This window comes from Pseudosulfitobacter koreensis, assembly GCF_024733015.1.
Lineage (GTDB): Bacteria > Pseudomonadota > Alphaproteobacteria > Rhodobacterales > Rhodobacteraceae > Pseudosulfitobacter > Pseudosulfitobacter koreensis.
In genome coordinates this window covers 103,610-126,061 of the sequence record NZ_JANKJG010000008.1, presented here as the reverse complement: position 1 = coordinate 126,061, position 22,452 = coordinate 103,610, and the positions used below count along the sequence as shown (strand labels likewise).

22 protein-coding genes are annotated in these 22,452 nt (G+C 64.0%); 12 read left to right on the top strand and 10 right to left on the bottom strand.

Annotation, left to right across the window (positions count from 1 at the left end; all coding sequences use genetic code 11):
* Positions 1-27 precede the first annotated feature (27 nt).
* Positions 28-1,590: a glutamine-hydrolyzing GMP synthase gene (gene guaA, locus NTA49_RS12005; RefSeq protein ID WP_258295025.1), complete on the bottom strand. Its 1,563-nt coding sequence runs from the start codon at positions 1,588-1,590 to the stop codon at positions 28-30.
* Between the two features lie 210 nt (positions 1,591-1,800).
* Here guaA and NTA49_RS12000 point away from each other — a divergent pair, with 210 nt between their 5' ends.
* On the top strand, positions 1,801-3,348 hold the full coding sequence (locus NTA49_RS12000; protein ID WP_258295024.1) for a trimethylamine methyltransferase family protein: 1,548 nt from the start codon (positions 1,801-1,803) through the stop codon (positions 3,346-3,348).
* 23 nt (positions 3,349-3,371) lie between these two features.
* Here the strand turns inward: NTA49_RS12000 and NTA49_RS11995 are convergent, their stop codons facing one another.
* Positions 3,372-3,659: a DUF6477 family protein gene (locus NTA49_RS11995; protein WP_258295023.1), complete on the bottom strand. Its 288-nt coding sequence runs from the start codon at positions 3,657-3,659 to the stop codon at positions 3,372-3,374.
* 258 nt (positions 3,660-3,917) lie between these two features.
* Here NTA49_RS11995 and NTA49_RS11990 point away from each other — a divergent pair, with 258 nt between their 5' ends.
* Positions 3,918-5,072, top strand: coding sequence for a helix-turn-helix domain-containing protein (locus NTA49_RS11990; RefSeq protein WP_258295022.1), 1,155 nt, complete (start codon positions 3,918-3,920; stop codon positions 5,070-5,072).
* Between the two features lie 71 nt (positions 5,073-5,143).
* On the opposite strand, the gene katG is transcribed toward NTA49_RS11990, so the two are convergent.
* Positions 5,144-7,324 (bottom strand): catalase/peroxidase HPI, encoded by a 2,181-nt coding sequence (gene katG, locus NTA49_RS11985; RefSeq protein WP_258295021.1) that lies wholly within the window; start codon positions 7,322-7,324, stop codon positions 5,144-5,146.
* A 305-nt stretch (positions 7,325-7,629) separates the two neighbouring features.
* Between katG and lipA the strand changes: the two genes are divergently transcribed.
* Positions 7,630-8,577: a lipoyl synthase gene (gene lipA, locus NTA49_RS11980; protein ID WP_258295020.1), complete on the top strand. Its 948-nt coding sequence runs from the start codon at positions 7,630-7,632 to the stop codon at positions 8,575-8,577.
* Entirely contained in the window at positions 8,570-9,502 is a 933-nt protein-coding gene (locus tag NTA49_RS11975; RefSeq protein WP_258295019.1) for a DMT family transporter, read from the top strand. The genes lipA and NTA49_RS11975 overlap by 8 nt, the downstream gene beginning before the upstream one ends.
* Positions 9,503-9,574: 72 nt before the next feature.
* Here the strand turns inward: NTA49_RS11975 and NTA49_RS11970 are convergent, their stop codons facing one another.
* Positions 9,575-9,742, bottom strand: a complete 168-nt coding sequence (locus NTA49_RS11970; protein WP_258295018.1) for a hypothetical protein — start codon at positions 9,740-9,742, stop codon at positions 9,575-9,577.
* Positions 9,739-10,275 carry a hypoxanthine phosphoribosyltransferase gene (gene hpt / locus NTA49_RS11965; protein WP_258295017.1) on the bottom strand — a complete coding sequence of 179 codons (537 nt, stop codon included), beginning with the start codon at positions 10,273-10,275 and terminating at the stop codon, positions 9,739-9,741. The genes NTA49_RS11970 and hpt overlap by 4 nt, the downstream gene beginning before the upstream one ends.
* A 70-nt stretch (positions 10,276-10,345) precedes the next feature.
* Here hpt and NTA49_RS11960 point away from each other — a divergent pair, with 70 nt between their 5' ends.
* Positions 10,346-10,789: a type II toxin-antitoxin system RatA family toxin gene (locus tag NTA49_RS11960; protein WP_258295016.1), complete on the top strand. Its 444-nt coding sequence runs from the start codon at positions 10,346-10,348 to the stop codon at positions 10,787-10,789.
* 32 nt (positions 10,790-10,821) lie between these two features.
* Positions 10,822-10,986 carry a hypothetical protein gene (locus NTA49_RS11955; RefSeq protein ID WP_258295015.1) on the top strand — a complete coding sequence of 55 codons (165 nt, stop codon included), beginning with the start codon at positions 10,822-10,824 and terminating at the stop codon, positions 10,984-10,986.
* Here the strand turns inward: NTA49_RS11955 and NTA49_RS11950 are convergent.
* Genes NTA49_RS11950 through ispD form a run of 4 tightly spaced genes read right to left on the bottom strand, consistent with a single transcriptional unit; the run spans position 10,983 to position 13,081 of the window.
* Positions 10,983-11,456 (bottom strand): CinA family protein, encoded by a 474-nt coding sequence (locus NTA49_RS11950; RefSeq protein ID WP_258295014.1) that lies wholly within the window; start codon positions 11,454-11,456, stop codon positions 10,983-10,985. The two genes, NTA49_RS11955 and NTA49_RS11950, sit on opposite strands and share 4 nt — an antisense overlap.
* The gene (locus NTA49_RS11945) at positions 11,453-11,956 is read right to left on the bottom strand and encodes a phosphatidylglycerophosphatase A family protein (RefSeq protein WP_258295013.1); all 504 of its coding nucleotides are present in this window, start codon (positions 11,954-11,956) and stop codon (positions 11,453-11,455) included. Before NTA49_RS11945 ends, NTA49_RS11950 begins: the two co-directional genes overlap by 4 nt.
* Entirely contained in the window at positions 11,953-12,432 is a 480-nt protein-coding gene (gene ispF, locus NTA49_RS11940) for a 2-C-methyl-D-erythritol 2,4-cyclodiphosphate synthase (protein WP_258295012.1), read from the bottom strand. The genes NTA49_RS11945 and ispF overlap by 4 nt, the downstream gene beginning before the upstream one ends.
* Entirely contained in the window at positions 12,413-13,081 is a 669-nt protein-coding gene (ispD, locus tag NTA49_RS11935) for a 2-C-methyl-D-erythritol 4-phosphate cytidylyltransferase (protein WP_258295011.1), read from the bottom strand. Before ispD ends, ispF begins: the two co-directional genes overlap by 20 nt.
* Before the next feature lie 210 nt (positions 13,082-13,291).
* Here ispD and dusB point away from each other — a divergent pair, with 210 nt between their 5' ends.
* The 5 genes from dusB (at position 13,292) to ntrX (ending at position 20,440) form a co-directional block, all read left to right on the top strand.
* On the top strand, positions 13,292-14,251 hold the full coding sequence (gene dusB, locus NTA49_RS11930; protein WP_261368289.1) for a tRNA dihydrouridine synthase DusB: 960 nt from the start codon (positions 13,292-13,294) through the stop codon (positions 14,249-14,251).
* Entirely contained in the window at positions 14,248-15,330 is a 1,083-nt protein-coding gene (locus NTA49_RS11925; protein ID WP_258295009.1) for a two-component system sensor histidine kinase NtrB, read from the top strand. The genes dusB and NTA49_RS11925 overlap by 4 nt, the downstream gene beginning before the upstream one ends.
* A gap of 3 nt (positions 15,331-15,333) precedes the next feature.
* A complete protein-coding gene (locus tag NTA49_RS11920; RefSeq protein WP_258295008.1) occupies positions 15,334-16,698 on the top strand; it encodes a sigma-54 dependent transcriptional regulator in 1,365 nt (454 codons plus the stop codon).
* 137 nt (positions 16,699-16,835) lie between these two features.
* Positions 16,836-19,034, top strand: a complete 2,199-nt coding sequence (locus NTA49_RS11915; protein ID WP_258295007.1) for a sensor histidine kinase NtrY-like — start codon at positions 16,836-16,838, stop codon at positions 19,032-19,034.
* On the top strand, positions 19,031-20,440 hold the full coding sequence (gene ntrX / locus NTA49_RS11910; protein ID WP_258295006.1) for a nitrogen assimilation response regulator NtrX: 1,410 nt from the start codon (positions 19,031-19,033) through the stop codon (positions 20,438-20,440). The genes NTA49_RS11915 and ntrX overlap by 4 nt, the downstream gene beginning before the upstream one ends.
* Before the next feature lie 36 nt (positions 20,441-20,476).
* On the opposite strand, the gene NTA49_RS11905 is transcribed toward ntrX, so the two are convergent.
* Complete coding sequence (locus NTA49_RS11905) at positions 20,477-20,947, bottom strand: hypothetical protein (protein ID WP_258295005.1); 471 nt, start codon at positions 20,945-20,947, stop codon at positions 20,477-20,479.
* 127 nt (positions 20,948-21,074) lie between these two features.
* Between NTA49_RS11905 and trkA the strand changes: the two genes are divergently transcribed.
* Positions 21,075-22,451 (top strand): Trk system potassium transporter TrkA, encoded by a 1,377-nt coding sequence (trkA, locus tag NTA49_RS11900; RefSeq protein WP_258295004.1) that lies wholly within the window; start codon positions 21,075-21,077, stop codon positions 22,449-22,451.
* Position 22,452 lies beyond the last annotated feature (1 nt).

Below are 22,452 nucleotides of genomic sequence, written 5' to 3'. Positions count from 1 at the left end.
CCGCGTGCGTGGCTGCCGCAGTGGCGTTTATTCCCACTCGATGGTGCCCGGAGGTTTCGAGGTGATGTCGTAGGTGACGCGGTTGATGCCCGGCACCTCGTTGATGATCCGTGTGGCGGTTTCGCCCAGGAATTCGTGGGTGAAGGGGTAATAGTCGGCGGTCATGCCGTCCACGGAGGTCACCGCGCGCAGGGCGCAGGCGAAATCGTAGGTGCGCCCGTCGCCCATCACGCCGACGGTGCGCACGGGCAGGATCGCGACGAAGGCTTGCCAGATCTCGTCATAAAGCCCGTGCTTGCGGATCTGGTCGATATAGACGGCATCGGCCTCGCGCAGGATGTCGAGCTTGGCGCGGGTGATCTCGCCGGGGCAGCGGATCGCCAGACCCGGACCGGGGAAGGGGTGGCGCCCGATGAAGCTGTCGGGCAGGCCCAGCTCGCGACCCAGCGCGCGGACCTCGTCCTTGAAGAGCTCGCGCAGCGGCTCGACCAGTTGCATGTTCATCCGCTCGGGCAGGCCGCCGACGTTGTGGTGCGATTTGATGGTGACCGACGGACCGCCAGAGAACGAAACACTTTCGATCACGTCGGGGTAGAGCGTGCCCTGGGCCAGGAAATCCGCGCCGCCGATCTGCTTGGCGTATTTCTCGAACACGTCGATGAAGAGGCCGCCGATGATCTTGCGCTTGGTCTCGGGGTCGCTGACACCTTCGAGCTTGCCCAGGAACAGTTCGGATTCGTCGGCGTGGATCAGCGGCAGGTTATAATGCTCGCGGAACATGCCCACGACCTGTTCGCTTTCGGCTTTGCGCATCAGGCCGTGATCGACATAGACGCAAGTGAGCTGTTCGCCGATGGCCTCGTGGATCAGCACGGCAGCGACGGAACTGTCGACACCGCCGGAGAGCGCGCAGATCACCTTGCCGTCGCCGACCTGATCGCGGATGCGCTGCACGGCTTCGTCGCGGTAGGCGTCCATCGTCCAGTCGCCCTTGAACCCCGCCAACTTGACGAAATTCTGATAGAGCGTCTTGCCGTTGGGGGTGTGGTGCACCTCGGGGTGGAATTGCACGGCGAAGAAATTGCGCGCAGGATCGGCGGTGATGGCGAAGGGCGCGTGGGGCGAAGTGCCGAACACCTCGAAGCCGGGGGCAAGGGCGCTGACGTGGTCGCCGTGGCTCATCCAGACCTGTTCGCGCTCTTCCAGGAACCAGCCGTTCAGCCAGTCGAGGGGCTTGGCCCCCTTGGAGACATAGGCGCGCCCGAACTCTGCCGTGCCCTGACCGCGTTCCACCTTGCCGCCGAGGCAATGCATCATCACCTGCTGGCCATAGCAGATGCCCAGGATCGGCACGCCCAGATCGAAGACCGACATGGGCGGCATCGGCGCACCTTCGGCAAAGACCGAAGACGGGCCGCCCGAGAAGATCACCGCCTTGGGCGCAAAGTCCGCAAGGAAGGCGTCGGTCACCATGTTGAACGGGTGGATTTCGCAATAGACGTTCAGTTCGCGCAGGCGGCGCGCGATCAGCTGCGTTACCTGGCTGCCGAAGTCGATGATCAGGAGGCGGTCATGGGAGCTTTGTTTCATGCGAACCTGTTAAGGCTGTGGGCTGGCTGTGGCAAGCGCCTGACGGGGCTCTGCCCCGGACCCCGGAGTTTATTTTGCAAGATGAAGCGGGTCCGGCCCGCGATATGTCGTTTTTTGCCGCTGGCTGCCGTTCAGAGCGTGCGCCGGGCGACGGTGCTGGGCTAATCAGCGGGTCAAGACAGGCACCCGCACAGACGAGGGAATGGAATCATGACGGATACAGCAACATCTGGACGGCGCGGACGCGGTGGCGGTGGCGCTGCACGGCGCGCCGAGCGCAGCGCAGTGTCGTTCGAGACGGCAAAGTACATCGAGCGCAACATTCCCAACTTTGAAGTGCTGACCGAGGAAGCGCTGGAGATCATCGAGACCAACGCCGAGATCATCTTGGAAGAAATCGGCGTGAACTTTCCCGACAACCCGGCCGCCCTGCAACGCTGGCGCGATGCGGGTGCGGATGTGGACGGGGAGCGCGTGCGCATCCCCAAGGGTCTGGCGCGCGAGTTGTGCAAGACGGCGCCCAGCGAGTACACTCAGCATGCGCGCAACCCCGAGCGCAATGTCGTCGTCGGCGGGCGCAACCTGGTGCTGGCCCCGGTTTACGGCCCACCCTTCGTGCGCGATGCCGCCGGTGGACGGCGCTATGCGACGCTGGCGGATTTCCAGAAGTTCGTGAAGCTGGCGTATATGTCGAAGTGGCTGCACCATTCGGGCGGCACGGTCTGCGAGCCTACGGATGTGCCGGTGAACAAGCGCCACCTCGACATGCTTTATGCGCACATGACCCTGTCGGACAAACCGTTCATGGGATCGGTCACCGAGCCGAGCCGTGCGCAGGATTCGGTGGATATGTGCGGTGTGCTGTTTGGCGAGGATTTCGTGCAGCAGAACACGGTGATGACCTCGCTGATCAACATCAACTCGCCGATGACCTTTGACGATGTGATGATGGGCGCGCTGGAAGTCTATGCGCAGAACAATCAGGCCTGCATCATCTCGCCGTTCATCGTGGGCGGTGCCATGGCGCCGGTGTCGGTGATGGGCACGCTGACGCAGGTATTGGCCGAAGTGCTGGCGGGCATCGCCTATAGCCAGCTTTGCCGCAAGGGCGCGCCGGTGATCTTCGGGGCGTTCGTGACGTCCATCGACATGAACTCGGGTGCGCCGACCTTTGGCACGCCGGAAGCGTCGCACATCACCTATGGTGCGGGGCAACTGGCGCGGCGTATGGGGCTGCCGTTCCGCTCGGCGGGATCGTTCTGCGGATCGAAACTGCCCGATGCGCAGGCGGCCTATGAGACGTCGAACTCGCTGAACATGGGGCTTTTGTCGGGTGTGAACTTCATGCTGCACGCCTGTGGCTGGCTGGAAGGCGGGCTGGTGTCGTCCTTCGAGAAATTCGTGATGGACGCCGACCAGCTGGGCGTTCTGCACCACCTGGCCCGCGGCGTTCAGATCGACGAGAACGCGCAGGCGATGGACGCGATTCGCGAGGTCGGGCCCGGCGGGCATTATCTGGGATGTGCCCACACGCAGGCGAATTTCAAATCCGCGTTCTGGAAATCGGACCTGCTGGACTACAAGCCCTATGAGACCTGGCAGGACGACGGCGCGCGCGACACGCAGGCGCTGGCCAGCATCCGTGTCGAGAAGATGCTGAACGACTACCAGCAGCCGGCAATCGACCCGGGCATTGTCGAAGCGCTGGATGCCTTTGTGGCCAAGCGCAAGGCGGCTGAACCGGATTCGTTCATGTAAACACCGCTTCGCGCGCCGCCCTGTCAGCTCAGGGCGGCGCGCATTACACGGGCCTCGGCCACGATGGCGATCAGCACGTCGATGTGGCGCGTCAGGCTATAGCTCGTGTCATCCGCCTTGCGCTGGGCATTCAGCGCCGATTCCATTTCCATCAATTGCATCAGCGCCGCCCCGTAGCGGGGCAGCGTGCCGTAGCCCAGCAGGCGCGGCAGATGCACGTCGCGCCGGTATGTGTCGGCGCCGAAACGCGCCGCGCGCATCAGCAGGCGCGGGCGGTGAATGGCGGAAAGCATCGACAGGATATCTTGCATGGGGTTTTGTCCTTTGCGCTGGCGTGTCTGGGGCCGGTTTGGGGCTCGTCGGAAGCCGTCGAGCCGTCACATTGGCACAGCCGCACAGGGTGTTGCGTGCATCCCCCCAGCAGCGTCCGCCCCTGTCACCAGAGTTTATGATTTGGCAACAATGATTGCCCTGATCGCGATTTGTTAAGAAATGCGTAACCAGTGCACTTCTAGGTTGTGGGGATAAGTCTGTGGATAACGATGCGGGCAAATGTCAGGGGAAGACACATGAGGACCGACCGATATGCCGATCAACGGTCGTTGATCGCAGATACGCCAGCCTGGGTGCCGGAGGCGGCGCAGACCTATCTGGCGCACACCGAAGCGGGGCTGACCATACGCGCATTGGCACGGATCGCGGGCTGCCATGCCTCGACGGTGCTGCGGCAGGTCAGGCGGCTGGAAAGCCGGCGCGATGATCCGCTGGTCGATGCTGCCCTGCACAATCTGGGTGCCCGATTTTACCGCGAAGGCCCTGCCGCCCGTGCGGGTGTCTTGAAAATCAAGGAGGGTCTGAACATGAATGAACCTGGCGACAAATGCGAAATTTCCGGCGCGGACAACGCGGATAACATTGCCCGCGACGCGCTGCGTGTGCTGCGACGGATGTGTGAAAAAGGCGCGGTCCTGGCGGTGGCCGGTGATCTGGACAAGGCCGTGGTGGTGCGCGACGGCACCACACGCACCGCCGTGGTCGACCGCGCGGTGGCCGAGGCGATGGCGCTGAAGGACTGGATCGCGGCAGACGGGCAGGGCCGGATCATACGCTACCGGATCACGGCGGCGGGGCGTGCGGCGCTGACGCAGATGCTGCGCGATGCGGGCGAGGAAGCGATGCTGGCCGATGGTTTTGCCGAAGCGCGCGCCGATTTTGCGGGGCAGCCGCGGCAAGGGGGTGATGTCGATCGAGGCGATGATGATGCCGGCACCCCGCGGATGCGCTACACCCTGTCGGAATCGCCGCTGACCGCGCTGGCGCGGCGGCGCGACAAGGATGGCACGCGCTTTCTCGGCAAGGATCTGGTGCGTGCGGGCGAGCGTCTGCGCGAGGATTTCGAGCTGGCCAACATGGGCCCCCAGGTCGCGCAGAACTGGGACCGGTTCCTGACGGCTGGAACGCAGGGCTCTGCACGCCACGATGGCGGCATTGGCCGTGGCCCGGACGGCGCGCGCCGCCGCGTGTCGGCTGCGCTGAGTGATCTGGGTCCCGGTCTGTCGGATGTGGTGCTGCGCTGTTGCTGCTATCTGGAAGGGCTGGAGACCGCCGAAAAGCGTCTGGGCTGGTCGGCACGGTCGGGCAAGATCGTGCTGCGGATAGCACTTATGCGGCTGAAACGGCATTACGACGAGGTTTCGGGGCCGGGGGGTGGCATGATCGGCTAGGCCATCGCGCCACAAAAAAAGGGCGCCCCGGAGATGATCCGGAGCGCCCCTTTCGTTTGCATGACCGGTGCTTAGGCCAGATCGAAGCGGTCGGCGTTCATCACCTTGGTCCAGGCGGCGACAAAGTCGCGCACGAAACGCGGTGCCGCGTCGTCCTGACCGTAGATTTCAGCCAGCGAGCGCAACTGCGCATGCGAGCCGAAGACCAGATCGGCGCGCGTGCCGGTCCAGACCACATTGCCGGTCTTGACGTCGATGCCTTCAAAGGCCGAGTGCTCCTCGTTCTTCGCGCCCCAGCGGATGTCCATATCCAGCAGGTTGGTGAAGAAATCATTGGTCAACTGGCCGGGGCGGTCGGTCATCACGCCCGCCGTGCTGTCGCCGTAGTTGGCACCCAGAACCCGCAGGCCACCGACCAGAACGGTCATTTCCGGCGCTGTCAGGTTCAGCAGCTGCGTGCGGTCCAGCATCAGCTTTTCCGCCTTTACGGTGATGCCGTCGGCCACATAGTTGCGATAGCCGTCGGCCACCGGTTCCAGCAGGTTCATGCCGTTCACTTCGGTCTGTTCCTGCGTGGCGTCCACGCGGCCCGGCATGAAGGGCACATCGACCTTGTGGCCCGCATCTGCCGCGGCCTTTTCAATCGCGGCCACACCGCCCAGCACGATCAGGTCGGCCATCGAGACGCCCTTGTCGCCACTGTTGAACGACGATTGCACGCCCTCCAGCGCAGTCAGCACCTTGGACAGTTTCGCAGGCTCGTTGACCGGCCAGTCTTTTTGCGGGGCCAGACGGATGCGCGCGCCGTTGGCGCCGCCACGGTGATCCGACCCGCGATAGGTCGAGGCCGAGGCCCAGGCGACCGACACCAGTTCCGACACCGAAAGACCGGTGGCCAGGATGTCGGATTTCAGCTTGGCGATGTCCGCCTCCCCAAGGGGGGCGAAGGTCGGCGCGGGCAGGGGGTCCTGCCAGATCAGATCCTCGGCGGGAACGTCCGGGCCCAGATAGCGGGATTTCGGCCCCATGTCGCGGTGGCACAGCTTGAACCAGGCGCGGGCGAAGGCGTCTGCAAACAGCTCGGGGTCGGCGTGGAAGCGGCGCGAGATCTTGGCGAAACCCTCGTCCAGCTTCATCGACATGTCTGCCGTGGTCATCATCGGCGGGTGTTTCTTGTCGGGGTTGTGCGCGTCGACGACCATATCGGCCTCTTCGACGTTCTTGGGCGTCCACTGGTGTGCGCCTGCCGGGCTCTTGGTCAGCTCCCATTCGTATTTGAACAGCACGTCGAAATAGCCCATGTCCCATGTGGTCGGGTTGGGTTTCCACGCGCCTTCGATGCCCGATGTGGTGGTGAATTCACCGACGCCGGTCTCGTGGCCATTGGTCCAGCCCAGACCCATCTGGTGCATGTCGCCCGCTTCGGGTTCGGGGCCGACATAGATCGGATCGCCCGCACCATGCGCCTTGCCGAAGGTGTGACCGCCCGCGACCAATGCGACGGTCTCGTCGTCTTCCATGCCCATGCGGCTGAACGTGTCGCGCACGTCATAGCCCGATGCGATCGGGTCGGGATTGCCGTCGGGGCCTTCGGGGTTCACATAGATCAGACCCATCTGCACGGCGGCCAGCGGGTTGTCGAGCAGGCGGCCCTCGCCATAGCGGCTGCCGGGCTTGTCCGATGTGGCCAGCCATTCGTCTTCCGCACCCCAGTGGATGTCTTCCTCGGGCTCGTAGATGTCGACGCGACCGCCGCCAAAGCCGAAAACCTTGCCGCCCATCGATTCGATGGCGCAGTTGCCTGCAAGGATCATAAGGTCGGCCCACGAAATTGCGTTGCCGTATTTCTTCTTGATCGGCCACAGCAGACGACGCGCCTTGTCGAGGTTGCCGTTGTCGGGCCAGGAGTTCAGCGGCGCAAAGCGCTGGTTGCCGGTCGCCGCGCCGCCACGGCCATCGGCCGAACGGTAGGTGCCCGCACTGTGCCAGGCCATGCGGATGAACAGCGGGCCGTAGTGCCCGTAGTCCGCAGGCCACCACGGCTGGCTGTTGGTCATCAGTGCGAACAGGTCCTGCTTGACCGCGTCAAGGTCCAGCTTGCCGAAGGCTTCGGCGTAGTCGAACTCTTCGCCCAGCGGATTGACCAGCGCCGAGTGCTGGCTGAGGATCTTCAGGTTCAGACCATCGGGCCACCAATCACGGTTGGTGACCTGTTTCTTGCTGTTGAAAGGGCATTGCATTTCGCCGTCCATGAGGAAGTCTCCGTCTGTTACAAACTAAGTCGCTGTCGATGTGACCCTGGCTGGCCGCTTGGGTCTTTCTAGAATCAATCTAAACTATGCGGGCGGAGGGTGAAATACCTCAGGCAAAATATCGCACTGAAATAATCGTGTTTCTGGCGGTGCGCCTGTAATTGCTGGGCTTTTCATGCAGAACTGCGGCGAAATAGTGCACTCAGCGCCTGCGCATAGCTGCCATGCGCAGGCTGGTGTTCATTGGGTTGCGCCCTATGCTATAGACAGTTGAACGTTAAACCATCCGACGAAAGCGATGCCTGATGCGCGATCTGAAAATCCCCGAGCAACGCCACCCTGAAAAGGCGCGTCGCCCCGACAATCCGCAGCCGAAAAAGCCGGACTGGATCCGGGTCAAGGCGCCGGGGGGTCAAGGCTATGCCGAGACGCGCAAGATCATGCGCGACAACAATCTGACCACGGTCTGCGAAGAGGCGGGCTGCCCCAACGTTGGCGAATGCTGGAGCCAGGGCCACGCCACCATGATGATCATGGGCGAGGTCTGTACCCGCGCCTGCACATTCTGCAACATCGCCACCGGCAAACCGCCAGAGGCGCTGGATGCGTTCGAGCCGGGGCGCGTGGCCCATGCGGTTGAAAAGCTGGGTCTGAACCATGTGGTCATCACCAGTGTCGACCGTGACGATGTGACCGACGGCGGGGCGGATCACTTTGCCCAGACCATCCGTGCCATCCGCCACCGCAGCCCCGGCACCACAATCGAGATTCTGACGCCGGATTTCATCCGCTGCGATCCTTCCGTGCTCGAAGTCGTGGTCGAGGCGCGCCCCGACGTGTTCAACCACAATCTCGAAACCGTGCCGGGCCTCTACCCGGAGGTGCGCCCCGGCGCGCGCTATTTCCACAGCCTGCGGCTGTTGCAGCGGGTCAAGGAACTGGACCCCACGATGTTCACCAAATCGGGCATCATGGTGGGCCTGGGCGAAGACCGCCAGTCGGTCATTCAGGTGATGGAAGACATGCGCGCCGCCGACATCGACTTTCTGACCATCGGGCAGTATTTGCAGCCCACGCCCAAACACCACCGCGTGGACCGTTTCGTGCATCCGGATGAATTCGCAAGCTACGAAAAATCCGCCTATGGCAAGGGGTTCCTGATGGTCTCGGCGACCCCGCTGACCCGCTCTTCCTATCACGCGGGCGACGACTTTGCGCGCCTGCGGGCCGCGCGGCTTGCCAAGTTTGGCTGAGACGGATGCCGCGGCGCAGGACGCCGCGCGCACCCGGCTGATCGGGATCGTCTTTGGCCTGGCCGCGGTGGTCATGTGGGCGCTTTATTTCGTCTATGCCCGCGCGGCGGCGCAGACGGGCCTGAAGCCCATCGACCTGATATTGCTGCGCTATCCTGTGGCGGCGCTGATCCTGTTGCCCTGGCTGATCCGCAAGGGCTTCGGCGATCTAGGCGGCGTCGGTTGGGGGCGTGGCGTGGTCGTGGCCCTGTTCGTCGGCCCGCTGTTCCTGATGTTCGGCGCGGGCGGTTTCCATTTCGCCCCGTTGGCGCACGGTGCCGTGATGCAGCCCTCGACCGCCGCACTGGTGGCGACGGGAGTAGCGATTCTGGTCCTGGGGGAAAAGCTGACTGCGGCGCGCATCACCGGCATCGCGATGGTGCTGGGCGGCATCGCGCTGATTTCGCTGACCGGCACGACCGAAGCCGCGCCCGACGCGTGGAAGGGGCATCTGATGTTCATGGTCGCGGGCGGGTGCTGGGCCGGTTTCACCATCCTTGTGCGGGTCTGGCGCTTGGGCGCCATCGCGGCGACGGCGGCGGCCTCGGTCCTGTCGGCCATCGTCATGGTGCCGGGTGTTCTGCTTTTCGGCACGTTCGAGCGTCTTGCCGCATTGCCCATCGAAACGCTGATCCTGCAAGTCACCGTGCACGGCCTTATGGCGGGCGTGCTTGCGATGGTCGCCTATGCGCGTTCGGTCGCGATGCTGGGCGTCGGGTCCGCTGCACTGTTCCCGGCAGTGGTGCCTGCCGTAGCACTTATCCTGGGTATTCCCCTTGCGGGCGAAGTCCCCACAGCCCCCGAATGGCTGGGGGCGGTCCTTGCCACCACGGGCCTTGCCGTGGCGCTGGGGGGTATTCCCGGCCTGCGCCGCGTCGGCGCCTGAGCTTCATCTTGCCAGAAAAACTCCGGGGGGAGGTGCCTTGTGGCACCGGGGGCAGAGCCCCCAATCACCACCTCAGGGCCGCGCGCGCGTCGCCGTGGCCCAATCCGGCCACCAGCCCATCTTTTCGATGCCCCAGATCATCAGCAGCACCGCGATGATGCCGAACACCAGTGCGATCCGCCCCGGCGACGGCGGGTTGCGCGCCCAGCGGGTCATGCGCACGAACCAGATCGGATTCATGTGAACCGCACCTTTCCGATAAAGCTGAGGTTGCGGTTGCGCTGCGCGAAGTCGATGCCGTAGCCCACGACAAATTCGTCGGGTATTTCGAAGCCGGTCCAATCCGCCTTCATGTCGATTTCGCGGCGCTCGGGCTTGTCCAGAAGCGCGATGGATTTCAACCGCGCAGGCCCGCGCGAGCGCAGCAGGTTGATGACGTGGTGCAGCGTGTGCCCGGTGTCGACGATATCTTCGACGACCAGCACGTCGCGCCCTTCGATGGCGCCGCGCAGATCCTTGAGGATACGCACCTCGCGGCTTGATTCCATGCCGTCACCGTAAGAAGACGCCTCGAGGAAATCGACCTCGATCGGCAAATCCAGTTCGCGCACCAGATCGGCGATGAACACGAATGATCCGCGCAGCAGGCCCACCACGACCAGCTTGTCGGTGCCTTCGAACTCGGACTGAATCTCGCCGCACAACTCTTCGATCCGCGCGGCGATCGTCTTGGCCGAAAGCATCTGATCAATCACATATGGCTGTTCAGTCATGGTGTTCCTCTTGAACTCAGGTGTGTTTCGTAACACATGGGTATGAACCTTTGCCATAACTCATAGCGTGATGCCTACACATTCCGAAACCCGTTTCCTGCCCTATACCGCCCAACAGATGTACGATCTGGTGGCCGACGTCGGCTCTTATCCGCAGTTCCTGCCGTGGTGTTCGGCAGCGCGTGTGAAGTCGACCACTGACAAGGGCGATCACAGCGTGATGGACGCCGATCTGGTGATCAGCTTCAAGGTGTTCCGCGAACGCTTTACCAGCCGGGTGACCCTCTACCCGGATGAGAACAGGATCGACACCGAATATCTTGACGGTCCGTTCCGCTATATGAAGTCGAACTGGTCGTTCACACCGGCCGAAGGCGGCTGCGACGTGCATTTCTTCGTCGATTTCGAGTTTCGCAACCGCGTGTTGCAGGGCATCATCGGGGTCGTGTTCAACGAGGCGATGCAGCGGATCGTCCGCGCGTTCGAACGGCGGGCCGCAGCGCTTTACGGCTAGCGCTCCGCCAGATCTTGGGGGAGGCCGCCAGTATGGCAGCGACAGGGATCACGGATCAACTGGTTGAATTTGCAGGCACCGTGCCCGACCGCGATGCGCGGACGGTGCGCGCAGTTCGGCGGCGGGCAGGGCGCGCCCGCAGTGACGCCACCGCCGCCCGCGCCGATCTGGCGCGGCTCGCCGCCCTGATGGGCTAGGCTTCGGTGAGCGCACCCAGCAGCAGGCCCAGGGCATGATCGCGCGCCGCTGCGCGCACGCTTGCGCGGCCCCGTGCGCCGAATTCGACCGTCTGGGTGCGCACGCCGTCGGGGCCCGCCAGCCCGAAGCACACGCGCCCCTCGGGCTTGTGTTCGGACCCGCCGGGGCCTGCGATGCCGGTGATCGACACGGCCAGTTGCGCGTGGCTGTGCGTCAGCGCGCCGGTGGCCATCTCGGCGGCGATCTCTTCGGATACGGCCCCGTATGTGTCCAGCGTGGATTGCGCGACGCCCAGCATCTCGACCTTGGAGGCGTTGGTATAGGTGACCATCCCGCGGTCGACCACCGCCGACGATCCGGGGATGTCGGTCAGCGCCGCCGCGACCATGCCGCCCGTGCAGCTTTCTGCCGTGGCGATCATCACGCCGCGCGCCTTCGCGGCCTCCAGCACGGTAACTGGCAGGCTCATCGCATCAGTACCCCGTGCGCCAGACCGGCCAGCAGCACGACACAGATGGCGGCAAAGACACCTGCGATCACATCGTCGACCATCACGCCGAACGGATCGCCGCGCCGGTCTGCCCAGCCCACCAGCCAGGGCTTCCAGATGTCGAAGAGGCGAAACAGCACAAAGGCCGCGACCCAGCCCGGCCACATCGCCAACATCGACACGCCGCTGTTCGCAGCCCCGATCGACAAGGGCAAGAGCGCGATCCACTGGCCCACGACCTCGTCCACCACGATCTCGGACGGGTCGTGGTTGTCCTGTCCTTCGGTCATGACACGCGTGGCCCACCAGCCGGCGGCATAGACCACGACGATGCCCGCCACCAGCAGCGGCCAGCCGCCCAAGATGTGCAAGAGCCAGGCCCAGGGCAGCGCCACCAGCGACCCCCAGGTGCCCGACGCCGGGCGGATGTAGCCGACGCCCAGAACGGTGCCGATGGCGGTTGCGAGTTTCCGGGTCATGTTTTCACCAATGTGCAGGTTGCAAGCGATGCGATGCCTTCGCCGCGGCCGGTAAAGCCAAGGCGTTCCGATGTGGTCGCCTTGACGGAAATGCGGTCTTCGCCGATGCCGGTGATCTCGGCCATACGCGTGCGCATGGCGGCGCTGTGCGGCCCGATCTTGGGGTGTTCGCAGATGATCGTGCAGTCGATGTTGCCGATGGCAAAGCCGTTTTCGCGGGCCAGATCGACGCTGTGCTTGAGAAAGATGTGGCTTTCGGCCCCTTTCCACTGCGGATCGGAGGGCGGGAAATGCTGGCCGATGTCACCCATCGCCAGCGCGCCATAGATCGCATCGGTGACAGCGTGCATTGCCACATCCGCATCCGAATGGCCCTTGAGGCCCTGATCGTGGGCGATGCGCACGCCGCAGAGTGTGACGTGATCGCCGCCCTCGAAGGCATGTACGTCAAAGCCGTTACCCAGTCTGATGTCCATTGCGTCCTCTTATGATGCGTGCGGCGCGGTCGAAGTCGCCGGGGTGGGTGATTTTCAGATTGTCCTCGTCCCCCGCGACGATCGCCACGTCAAGCCCTGCGGCGCGGGCGACCTCGACGTCGTCGGCGGCCTGGCCGGTATAGGCGGCATGGGCTGCGGTGATCGCGGCGCGGTCGAAGCCTTGCGGCGTTTGCGCACGGTAAAGACCGCTGCGGTCCTGCGTGCCGGTCACGTGGCCGTGCGATCCTGTCCAGAGTGCGTCGGTGACGGGCAGGGCCGGCGCTGCACCGGCCGAGGTTTCAAGCGCTGCGATGACATCGGTGATCGTGCGCGCGGTGACGCAGGGGCGGGCGACGTCATGGATCAGCACGCGGGTTACCTCCGCATCGTCGAGCGCGGCCAGCCCCGCGCGCACCGAGGCCGCGCGGTCCGCACCGCCGGTGGTGCAGGCGACGCCCGGAAATTCCGCATCCGCGATATCATCGGCATGCAGCACCAGAACCACATGGGCAATCTGCGGATGGCTCAGAAACGCGGCAAGCGTGTGGTCGATGACCCGCTTGCCGCAAAGCGGTTGCCATTGCTTGGCCACGGTGCCACCAGCACGCACGCCACGGCCTGCAGCCACGATGATGGCGGCGCATGTCATGCGGGCTTTGCTTTCGTCTCGCTCATGTCCGATGTTTAGGGGCATTGACGCAGACTGGCAATTCGGCAGTGCATATGCTTAATAATTAAGCACTTGCTGCCGCTATGCGTGCAAAACGGTCATGCAGGATTGAGGCTGCCCAATGGCTGGGCTAGGTCGAAGACACGCACAAGGATTAGGCATTTGCCCCAACGCACCGACCCATTGATGATGAGTGCCCCCGTGATGCTGGCCCCGATGGCCGGAATCACCGACCTGCCGTACCGCAAGCTGGTGGCGCGGTTCGGGGCGGGCATGGTGGTGTCGGAGATGGTTGCCAGCGTCGACATGCTGAACGCGCGCCCCGGTACGCGCGAAAAGGCCGAGCTGGGTCTGGACCAGCAGGGCACCGCCGTGCAGCTGGCCGGTCGCGAGGCAGCGCCCATGGCCGAAGCCGCGCGGATGGTCGAAGGGCAGGGGGCCGCCGTGATCGACATCAACATGGGCTGCCCTGCCAAGAAGGTGACCCAAGGCTATTCCGGGTCGGCGCTGATGAAGACGCCCGACCATGCGCTGACCCTGATTGAGGCGGTGGTGAATGCGGTCAGCATCCCGGTGACGCTGAAGACACGGCTGGGCTGGGACGATGCGCTGCTGAATGCGCCGCAGATCGCCGCACGGGCCGAGGCCGCAGGCATCCGGCAGATCGTCATTCACGGGCGCACCCGCTGCCAGTTCTACAAGGGCCATGCCGATTGGGCCGCGATCCGCGGCGTCAAGGAGGCGGTGGGCATTCCGGTCATTGCCAACGGCGATATCGTCGATGTGGCCACCGCGCGTCAGGCCCTGACGCAATCGGGCGGCGACGGCGTGATGATCGGGCGCGGGGCGCAGGGGCGGCCATGGCTTTTGGCGGAAGTGGCCCATGCGCTTTACGGCACAGCCGCGCCGCAAGTGCCCACAGGGCAGGATTTCGCCGAGATGGTGATGGCGCATTATGCCGAAATGCTGGAATTTTACGGCGCGGACCTGGGGTTGCGCGTCGCGCGCAAGCATCTGGGCTGGTACATGGACACCGCAGGCACAGCACCCGATCTGCGCCGCGCCGTGCTGACCGCCAGAACCGCGCCCGAGGCGATGCGGCTGTTGCCCGATGCCCTGTCGCCCTGGACCGGACAGGTCGCCGCATGAGCCCTGCCGCAGATATCTGGGCCTCGCTGCCCGTGCCCGCGCTGCTGATCGACGCCGACGACCGCATTCTGGAAATCAATGCCGCCGCCGAAGGGTTCCTGAACGTCTCGGCCAAATCCGTGGTGGGGGTGCCGATCTGGGATCAGGTCAATGTGGATTCGCCGCTGGAGGAGGCATTCGCCCGCGCCCGCAACTTTGAGACGCCGCTTTTTGTAAACGACGTCGATGTAGGCGGCGGCCAGCGCGCGCCGCTGCAATGCGGTCTGCAGATTGCTCCGTTGCAGGGCGCGCCGGGGCAGATGATCATGCTGATCAGCCCGCGCGAACTGGCCGGACGCATCACCCAGCACGACAGCGTGAAATCCGCCGCCAAATCGGCCATCGGCATGGCCGAGATGCTGGCCCACGAGATCAAGAACCCGCTGGCGGGCATCACCGGCGCCGCGCAATTGCTGAGCATGAGCCTCAGCAAGGACGATCTGGAACTGACCGATCTGATCGTCGAGGAGAGCCGCCGCATCGTCAAGCTGCTGGAGCAGGTCGAGCAGTTCGGCAACCTGTCGCCGCCCGACTTTCGCGAGGTGAACATCCACGACGTGCTGGACCGCGCGCGGCGCTCGGCGCTGCTGGGGTTCGGTGCGCAGATGAAGATCATCGAGGATTACGATCCCTCGCTGCCGATGGCCCACGGTGATCCGGACCAGTTGTTGCAGGTGGTGCTGAACCTTTTGAAGAACGCATCGGAAGCGGCGGGCAAGGATGGGGGCACCATCCGGCTGCACAGTTATTTCGAACATTCGTTCCGCCTGCGCCGATCTGATGGCACGGGCCGGTCGCTGCCGCTTCAGATCGAGATCATCGACGACGGCCCCGGCCTGCCCGAGGCGATCAAGGCCGATGTGTTCGATCCCTTCGTTTCGGGGCGCGAAAACGGCACCGGGCTGGGGCTGGCGCTGGTCAGCAAGATCATCTCGGACCACGGCGGGTCGATTTCGGTCACGTCAGTGCCGGGGCGCACGGTGTTCCGGTTGTCGCTGGCCCGCGCACCCAACAAGTTAGCGTTGAAAAAGGAAGTTTAAGGTATGGACGGCACGGTTCTGGTTGCAGATGACGATCGCACAATTCGCACGGTGCTGACACAGGCGCTGACGCGGGCAGGGTGCAAGGTGCATGCCACGTCCTCGCTGACGACGCTGATGCGCTGGGTCGGCGAGGGCAAGGGCGATGTCGTCATCACCGATGTCATCATGCCCGATGGCAACGGGTTGGAAATGCTGCCGAAAATCGGGCAGGACCGGCCCGGTCTGCCGGTCATCGTGATCTCGGCGCAGAACACCATCATGACCGCCATTCAGGCCGCTGACGCCGAAGCCTATGATTACCTGCCGAAGCCCTTTGACCTGCCCGACCTGATGAAGCGCACCGCGCGCGCGCTGGAAAGCAAGCAGAGCCGCCCGCGCATCCAGACGGTCGAGGACGACCGCCCCGACGATCTGCCGCTGGTCGGGCGCACGCCGGTGATGCAGGCGCTGTACCGCGTGGTAGCGCAGGTGATGAACACCGACCTTCCGGTGCTGATCTGGGGTGAAAGCGGCACGGGCAAGTCGTTGATCGCGCGCGCCATTCACGACTTTTCCGACCGCCGCTCGCAGCCCTTTGTCGCGGTGACGCCCGCCGATCTGGTTGATCTGGAAGGGCCTGCGCGGGTGATGGCGCGGGTGCGGGGCGGTACGCTTCTGATCGACGAGATTGGCGATATTCCCGACGAGATTCAGGCCCGCATCGTGCGCATGACGGATGCCACGGGCGATGACGTGCCGCGATTCCTGGCCACCAGCCAGACCGATCTGGCCGCCGCGATGGAAAGCGGTGCTGTGCGCAAGGATCTTTATTACCGGCTGAGCGGGGCGACACTGCACGTGCCATCCTTGCGCGAACGGGTCGATGATATCCCGCTGCTTGCGCATCACTTTCTGGCGCGCGGCGAAAAATCCGGTGCGGCGCAGCGCACTCTGTCGGACGAAGCTGCCGAGGTGTTTCGCACCTATTCCTGGCCCGGCAACGTCCGCCAGTTGGAAAATACCGTGCGCCGGCTGGGTCTGACCAGCCGTCTGCCCGAAATTTCCGCCGCAGAGGTCAAACAGGCGCTTGGCAGCCAGCCCGAGATGGAGCCGCTGCAATCGGTGGGCGACACCGAGAAACTGGGCGCCTCGGTCGCGCGCCACCTGCAGCGCTATTTCGATCTGCACGGTGACATGCTGCCGCCTGCGGGTCTGCATGGCCGCATCCTGCGCGAAGTCGAGGCACCGCTGATCGAAATTGCCCTCTCTGCCACCGCCGGAAATCAGGCCAAGGCCGCCGAGCTTTTGGGGATCAACCGAAATACCCTGCGCAAGAAGATCACGGACCTTGGAATACAGGTGACACGCGGTCGAAAGATGATGTAAAACTGCCACATCAAACCGTGGCCATTCGAACACTTTCGGATCAGGACCACGATATGTGGCGGTAGGTGCCTGCGGGCACCGCATCAACAGGTGGGTGCAGGGTGGCAACCCAGACACGGCAATCACGTTGGGCGACTATGGGGCGTTTGCGCCGCAAAAAGCGTGTTCGCAACGTGGCGACGCTGGGACTGGTCATTCTGGGGCCTGCGCTGGCGCTGGGAACCTTCCTGATTCTGGGGCCGCTGGACCAGGGTGCCAACAACATTTCCCTGCGGCTGATTCTGCTGGCGGACTTTGTCTATATCCTTGTGGTTGCGGCATTGGTGATGAGCCAGGTGGCCCGTCTGATCGCGGCGCGGCGGGCGAAATCGGCGGGCTCGCGGCTGCACCTGCGGCTGACCGGCGTGTTTGCGCTGATGGCGCTGATCCCGACGGTGACGGTTGCGGTCTTTGCCGGGCTGACGGTGAACATCGGGCTTGAGGGCTGGTTTTCGGACCGCGTGAGCAATGTGGTCGGATCGTCGCTGGCCGCCGCCGAAGCCTATGAGGCCGAGCAGAACGACGATCTGGTCGAGGATGCCATCGCACTGGCCGAGTTCATTGACCGCATCCGGCGCACCGAACCCAGCCAGAGCGATATCGAGATTCTTGCCGCCGGTCAGCGGCAGATTCAGCGTGGCCTGCGCGAGGCCTATCTGATTGACGGCACCGGCGAGATCCGTGCCCGTGGCGACCGGTCCTATCTCTTCGATTACGAGGAACCCGGTGCTGCGCAACTGGAGGCAGCCCGCGAGGAAGGGCTGCTGGTGATCGAGGATTGGCCCAACAACGAGTTCCGCGCGCTGGTGCCGCTGGCCACCTCGGTCGACCGGTTTCTCTATGTCAGTCGGGATGTCGACGGGGAAATCCTGTCGCTGCTGGATGAAACCCAGGAAACAGTGCGGCTCTATCAACAGCTGGAGGCCGACAGGGGCCGGGTGCTGTTCGAGTTCGGGCTTCTGTACCTCGGCTTTGCCGTGATCCTGATCCTTGCCGCGATCTGGCTGGGGCTGTGGTTTGCCGAACGGCTTTCGGGGCCGGTGGGTCGCCTGACCGGGGCGGCGCAACGTGTCGGTGCGGGCGACATGGACGTGCGCGTGCGCGAGGAGGACGGCGACGACGAGATCGCGATGCTGGGGCGGTATTTCAACCAGATGACCCGCCAGCTCAAGGCGCAGCGCGACACGCTGCTGGACAACACCCGCCAGATCGAACGCCGTCGTCGGTTGTTCGATTCCGTGCTGAGCTCGGTCACATCGGGTGTCGTGGGGCTGGACCCCGAGGGGCGCGTGGCGTTCGTGAACCGGTCGGCCGAGCGGCTGCTGGACTGGCAGGACGACAATCAGTCGATTGCGATTTCCATGGCCGTTCCGGAATTCGGGTCTCTTTTCAAGGTCCTGAAGGACAATCTTCAAGAGGTGGCTCAGGGCGAGGTCAAGGTCAGCCGCAGTGGCCATCTGGAGAACCTGCTGGTGCGCATGGCGACGCGCCGCGCCGAGGACGGGCGGCTGGAGGGCTATGTCGTCGCCTTTGACGACGTGACCGATCTGGTCAGTGCGCAGCGGATGGCGGCCTGGGGCGACGTGGCGCGGCGGATTGCGCATGAGATCAAGAACCCGCTGACCCCGATCCAGCTGAGCGCCGAGCGGATCAAGCGCAAATTCTCGTCGAAAGTGGGCGATGACAGCGACAGTCTGGAACAGATGACGGATGTAATCGTGCGCCAGACCAATGACTTGCGGCGCATTGTTGATGAGTTTTCCAAATTCGCGCGGATGCCCGAACCCGACCGGCAGAACCACGATCTTGTCCAGATCGTGCGCGATGCTGTCATGTTGCAGCGCGCGGGCCAGCCGGATGTGACCATCGACGCCGATGTGCCCGACGCGCCGCTGAACACCGATCTGGATGCGACGATGATTGGTCAAGCGTTGACGAACTTGATCAAGAACGCCGGAGAAGCGATTGAATCGCTTATCGAAAATAGTCCACCCGAAGGTTTGAAGCCGCAGGTGCACGTAAATCTGGAAACCCATAACAACCGTGCGATCATCCAGATCGCCGACAATGGCATCGGCCTTCCCGAAGACCGCGCACGCCTGTTCGAGCCCTATGTGACCACGCGGTCCAGTGGCACCGGGCTGGGGTTGCCGATCGTCAAGAAGATCATCGAAGAGCACGGCGGCACGCTGACTCTCGAAGACGCGCCCGTGTTCGAGGGCCAGACGCATTTCGGCGCGATGGCAGTGATTACGCTGCCTTTGACGCCGCAACGTAAAAACAGTGAGGTAACATGAGTGATATTCTGATCGTTGACGACGAGCGCGACATTCGCGAGCTGATTTCCGATATTCTGAAGGACGAAGGCTTTGCCACGCGGCTGGCGGGCAATTCCGATGACGCGATGAGCGCGATCAACACCGAAGCGCCGGCGCTGATGATCCTGGACATCTGGCTGAAAGACAGCCGCATGGACGGGATCGACATCCTCAAGACCGTCAAGCGCGACAATCCGGATGTGCCGGTCGTGATCATCTCGGGTCACGGCAACATCGAGATCGCGGTCGCGGCGATCAAGCAGGGTGCCTATGACTTCATCGAGAAGCCGTTCAACATCGACCAGCTTCTGGTGGTGATCCGCCGCGCGATGGAAACCTCGCGGCTGCGCCGCGAAAACCAGAGCCTGCGACGGCAGGACAACGGCACGACCCAGATGATCGGATCAAGTGCGTCGTTCAAGGGGTTGATTTCACAGCTGGATAAGGTCACCAAGTCCAATGGCCGGGTGATGCTGACCGGCCCTGCAGGCGCGGGCAAGGAACTGGCGGCGCGCTATATCCATGCCCATTCCAGCCGTGCGTCGGCCCCGTTCATCACCGTCAACTGTGCCGGTGTGGCGCCAGACCGCATGGAAGAGGTGCTGTTTGGCCGCGAAGGCAGTGACCGCGGCGTCGAGCCGGGGTTGCTGGAACAGGCCCACGGCGGCGTGATCTATTTCGACGAGGTGGCCGACATGCCGCTGGGCACCCAGTCCAAGATCCTGCGTGTGCTGGTCGACCAGCAATTCACCCGTGTCGGCGGCAACGACAAGGTGCGTGTCGATCTGCGGGTGATTTCGTCGACCAACCGCAATCTGGAACAGGCCATCGCCGCCGAGACCTTCCGGCAGGAGTTGTTTCACCGGCTGAATGTCGTGCCCATCGCGGTGCCCTCGCTGGAGGACCGGCGCGAGGATATTCCGGTTCTGGCCGACCATTTCATCGCCGAGTTCAACGCGACCCAAGGCCTGCCAAAGCGCGAGATCAGTGACGAGGCGCAGGCGCTGCTGCAAACGATGGTCTGGCCCGGCAACGTGCGCCAGTTGAAGAACCTGGTCGAACGGGTGCTGATCCTGGGCGATGGCACCGGCCCCATCGACGCGCGCGAATTGCCGGGGACCGAGGAAGCCGCGGGCGGTGAGGAAGGCCGCGTCGTGCTGGCCGGGTCGCTGGCCACCTTGCCGCTGCGCGAGGCCCGCGAGGCGTTCGAGCGGGAATACCTGCTGACGCAGATCAACCGGTTCGGCGGCAACATCAGCCGCACCGCCAATTTCGTCGGCATGGAACGTTCGGCCCTGCACCGCAAGCTGAAGAGCCTGGGCGTGGTCACCTCGTCCAAGGCGGGCGCGCGGGTGGCGCATATGGACGAAGACGACGAGGACTGAAGACCGCAGGCGGCGGGGCCACCGGCCCCGCGCGCCTCAGCCCTGGTTCACGATCTGGAACGTGCCGTCGGGGTTGCGGATCGCGCAGGATTTCGGCGTCAGCCGGGGCAGGGTCGCCGTCGCTGCGGGCGCTGCGGCTTGCTTGATCCCTTGCGGACAGGCCGGAATGCTGGCGGGGCTATAGCCCAGATCGGCCATGCACTGATCCTCGACCCTTTTGCGCAGCGGGGCGTTCACATCGACGGTATAGATCTCGCCGGGCAGATAATATCCGCCCGTGGTGCTGCACGATCCCGCCGAATTGCAGACGCGGCGCGCCGGTACATATCTGGGTGGCGTGCGGCGCACCTGGTTTGCAACAGGTGCATCGCGCAGGGCCTGCACCTGGCAGGCGGTTGTGTCACGCTTGAGCTTTTCAACCGGCACGCCGGGCTTGTAATACAGCGTCAGCGGGGCGCAGGCAGGCAGCGCAAGCATGATGAGAAGGGTGGCAAATCGCGTTTTCATGACCTAATTCTGCCGCAAAACCACAGGGTTTACAATTGAATTGACCCGGTTTCGGGCATCTGTCATTCAGATGTCTCGGATCACTCTGGTTGCGATTGCCATAGGGGCCCAAAGGGGCAAGGGACGCATGAAGGTCATCATTTGCGGCGCGGGTCAGGTTGGCTGGCAGATCGCACGACACCTCTCGAATGAGCGCAACGATGTAACGGTGGTCGACAGCGACCCCGATCTGGTGCGCCGTGCCACGGATTCGCTCGATGTGCAGGGCGTTTCGGGCTATGCGAGCTATCCCAACATCCTTGACCGGGCAGGGGCGCGCGACGCCGACATGATCATCGCCGCGACCCATTCGGACGAGGTGAACATGGTCACCTGCCAGGTCGCGCATTCGGTGTTCGGCATCAATCGCAAGATCGCGCGGCTGCGGTCGCAATCCTATCTGGATGCGATCTATTCCGACCTTTACCGTCGCGATCACATGCCCATCGACGTGGTGATCAGCCCCGAACGCGAAGTGGCTGCCGCCGCGCTGCAACGTCTGCACACCACGGCGGCCTTCGACACCGAACGCTTCATGGACGGCAAGGCGCATCTGCTGGGCATCACCATCGAGGAAGAATGCCCGGTGGTGAACACGCCCCTGCGGCAGCTGACGGATCTGTTCTCGACCCTGCGCGCGGTCGTCGTCGGCGTGCGCCGCGACGGCACGCTGTTCACGCCCGAGGCCAAGGACCAGCTGTTTGTCGGCGATGATTGCTATGTGTTTTGCCACGTGGACGACGTGGCCCGCACGATGGAGATTTTCGGCAAGAAGCTGGCCAAGCAGGAGCGCATCATTCTGGTCGGCGGCGGCAACGTCGGGCTTGCTGTCGCGTCCGAGCTGGAGAAACGCACCCACCGCGTGCGCACCAAGATCATCGAGAAAAACCGCAAATGTGCCGAACGCGCCGCCGAGGCGCTGGAGCGGACGATCGTTCTGAATGGCGACGGTCTGGATGTGGCGCTGCTGCACGAGGCGGGCGTGTCGCGTGCCGATGCGATGCTGGCGGTGACGGATGATGACAAGACCAACATGCTGGCCGCCGTGCGCGCCAAGACCGAAGGTTGCCCCTATGCCATCGCGCTGATCAACGACCCGACGCTGGTGCCGATGATGGGCCCGCTGGGCATCGACGCCTATATCAACCCGCGCGCCACCACGGTGTCGTCGATCCTGCGCCACATCCGGCACGGGCGGGTGCGCGCGGTCTATTCCATCGGCGACGCCGAGGCCGAGGTGATCGAGGCCGAAGTGCTGTCGACCTCGCCGCTGGCGGGCCGCAAGATCGGCGAGATCGAGTTTCCCGAAGGGGTGTTGGTCGGTGCCCTGCGCAAGGGCGGCGAAGTGATCCGCCCGATATCGTCGACCCGCATCGACGAGGGCGACGTGATCGCGATCTTCAGCCTGGCCAAGGATGTCCCCGAGGTCGAGCGGCTGATGCAAGTGTCCATCGACTTCTTCTGAT

What these genes read in the sequence shown, in the direction of transcription:
- guaA (WP_258295025.1), bottom strand. Translation starts at nt 1,590, where the DNA reads ATGAAACAAAGCTCCCATGACCGCCTCCTGATCATCGACTTCGGCAGC.
- dusB (WP_261368289.1), top strand. Translation starts at nt 13,292, where the DNA reads ATGAGTGCCCCCGTGATGCTGGCCCCGATGGCCGGAATCACCGACCTG.
- NTA49_RS11990 (WP_258295022.1), top strand. Translation starts at nt 3,918, where the DNA reads ATGAGGACCGACCGATATGCCGATCAACGGTCGTTGATCGCAGATACG.
- NTA49_RS11950 (WP_258295014.1), bottom strand. Translation starts at nt 11,456, where the DNA reads ATGAGCCTGCCAGTTACCGTGCTGGAGGCCGCGAAGGCGCGCGGCGTG.
- ntrX (WP_258295006.1), top strand. Translation starts at nt 19,031, where the DNA reads ATGAGTGATATTCTGATCGTTGACGACGAGCGCGACATTCGCGAGCTG.
- NTA49_RS11925 (WP_258295009.1), top strand. Translation starts at nt 14,248, where the DNA reads ATGAGCCCTGCCGCAGATATCTGGGCCTCGCTGCCCGTGCCCGCGCTG.
- hpt (WP_258295017.1), bottom strand. Translation starts at nt 10,275, where the DNA reads ATGACTGAACAGCCATATGTGATTGATCAGATGCTTTCGGCCAAGACG.
- katG (WP_258295021.1), bottom strand. Translation starts at nt 7,324, where the DNA reads ATGGACGGCGAAATGCAATGCCCTTTCAACAGCAAGAAACAGGTCACC.
- NTA49_RS11955 (WP_258295015.1), top strand. Translation starts at nt 10,822, where the DNA reads ATGGCAGCGACAGGGATCACGGATCAACTGGTTGAATTTGCAGGCACC.
- NTA49_RS11945 (WP_258295013.1), bottom strand. Translation starts at nt 11,956, where the DNA reads ATGACCCGGAAACTCGCAACCGCCATCGGCACCGTTCTGGGCGTCGGC.
- ispD (WP_258295011.1), bottom strand. Translation starts at nt 13,081, where the DNA reads ATGACATGCGCCGCCATCATCGTGGCTGCAGGCCGTGGCGTGCGTGCT.
- NTA49_RS11970 (WP_258295018.1), bottom strand. Translation starts at nt 9,742, where the DNA reads ATGAATCCGATCTGGTTCGTGCGCATGACCCGCTGGGCGCGCAACCCG.
- NTA49_RS11915 (WP_258295007.1), top strand. Translation starts at nt 16,836, where the DNA reads ATGGGGCGTTTGCGCCGCAAAAAGCGTGTTCGCAACGTGGCGACGCTG.
- trkA (WP_258295004.1), top strand. Translation starts at nt 21,075, where the DNA reads ATGAAGGTCATCATTTGCGGCGCGGGTCAGGTTGGCTGGCAGATCGCA.
- NTA49_RS12000 (WP_258295024.1), top strand. Translation starts at nt 1,801, where the DNA reads ATGACGGATACAGCAACATCTGGACGGCGCGGACGCGGTGGCGGTGGC.
- ispF (WP_258295012.1), bottom strand. Translation starts at nt 12,432, where the DNA reads ATGGACATCAGACTGGGTAACGGCTTTGACGTACATGCCTTCGAGGGC.
- NTA49_RS11920 (WP_258295008.1), top strand. Translation starts at nt 15,334, where the DNA reads ATGGACGGCACGGTTCTGGTTGCAGATGACGATCGCACAATTCGCACG.
- NTA49_RS11905 (WP_258295005.1), bottom strand. Translation starts at nt 20,947, where the DNA reads ATGAAAACGCGATTTGCCACCCTTCTCATCATGCTTGCGCTGCCTGCC.
- NTA49_RS11995 (WP_258295023.1), bottom strand. Translation starts at nt 3,659, where the DNA reads ATGCAAGATATCCTGTCGATGCTTTCCGCCATTCACCGCCCGCGCCTG.
- lipA (WP_258295020.1), top strand. Translation starts at nt 7,630, where the DNA reads ATGCGCGATCTGAAAATCCCCGAGCAACGCCACCCTGAAAAGGCGCGT.
- NTA49_RS11960 (WP_258295016.1), top strand. Translation starts at nt 10,346, where the DNA reads ATGCCTACACATTCCGAAACCCGTTTCCTGCCCTATACCGCCCAACAG.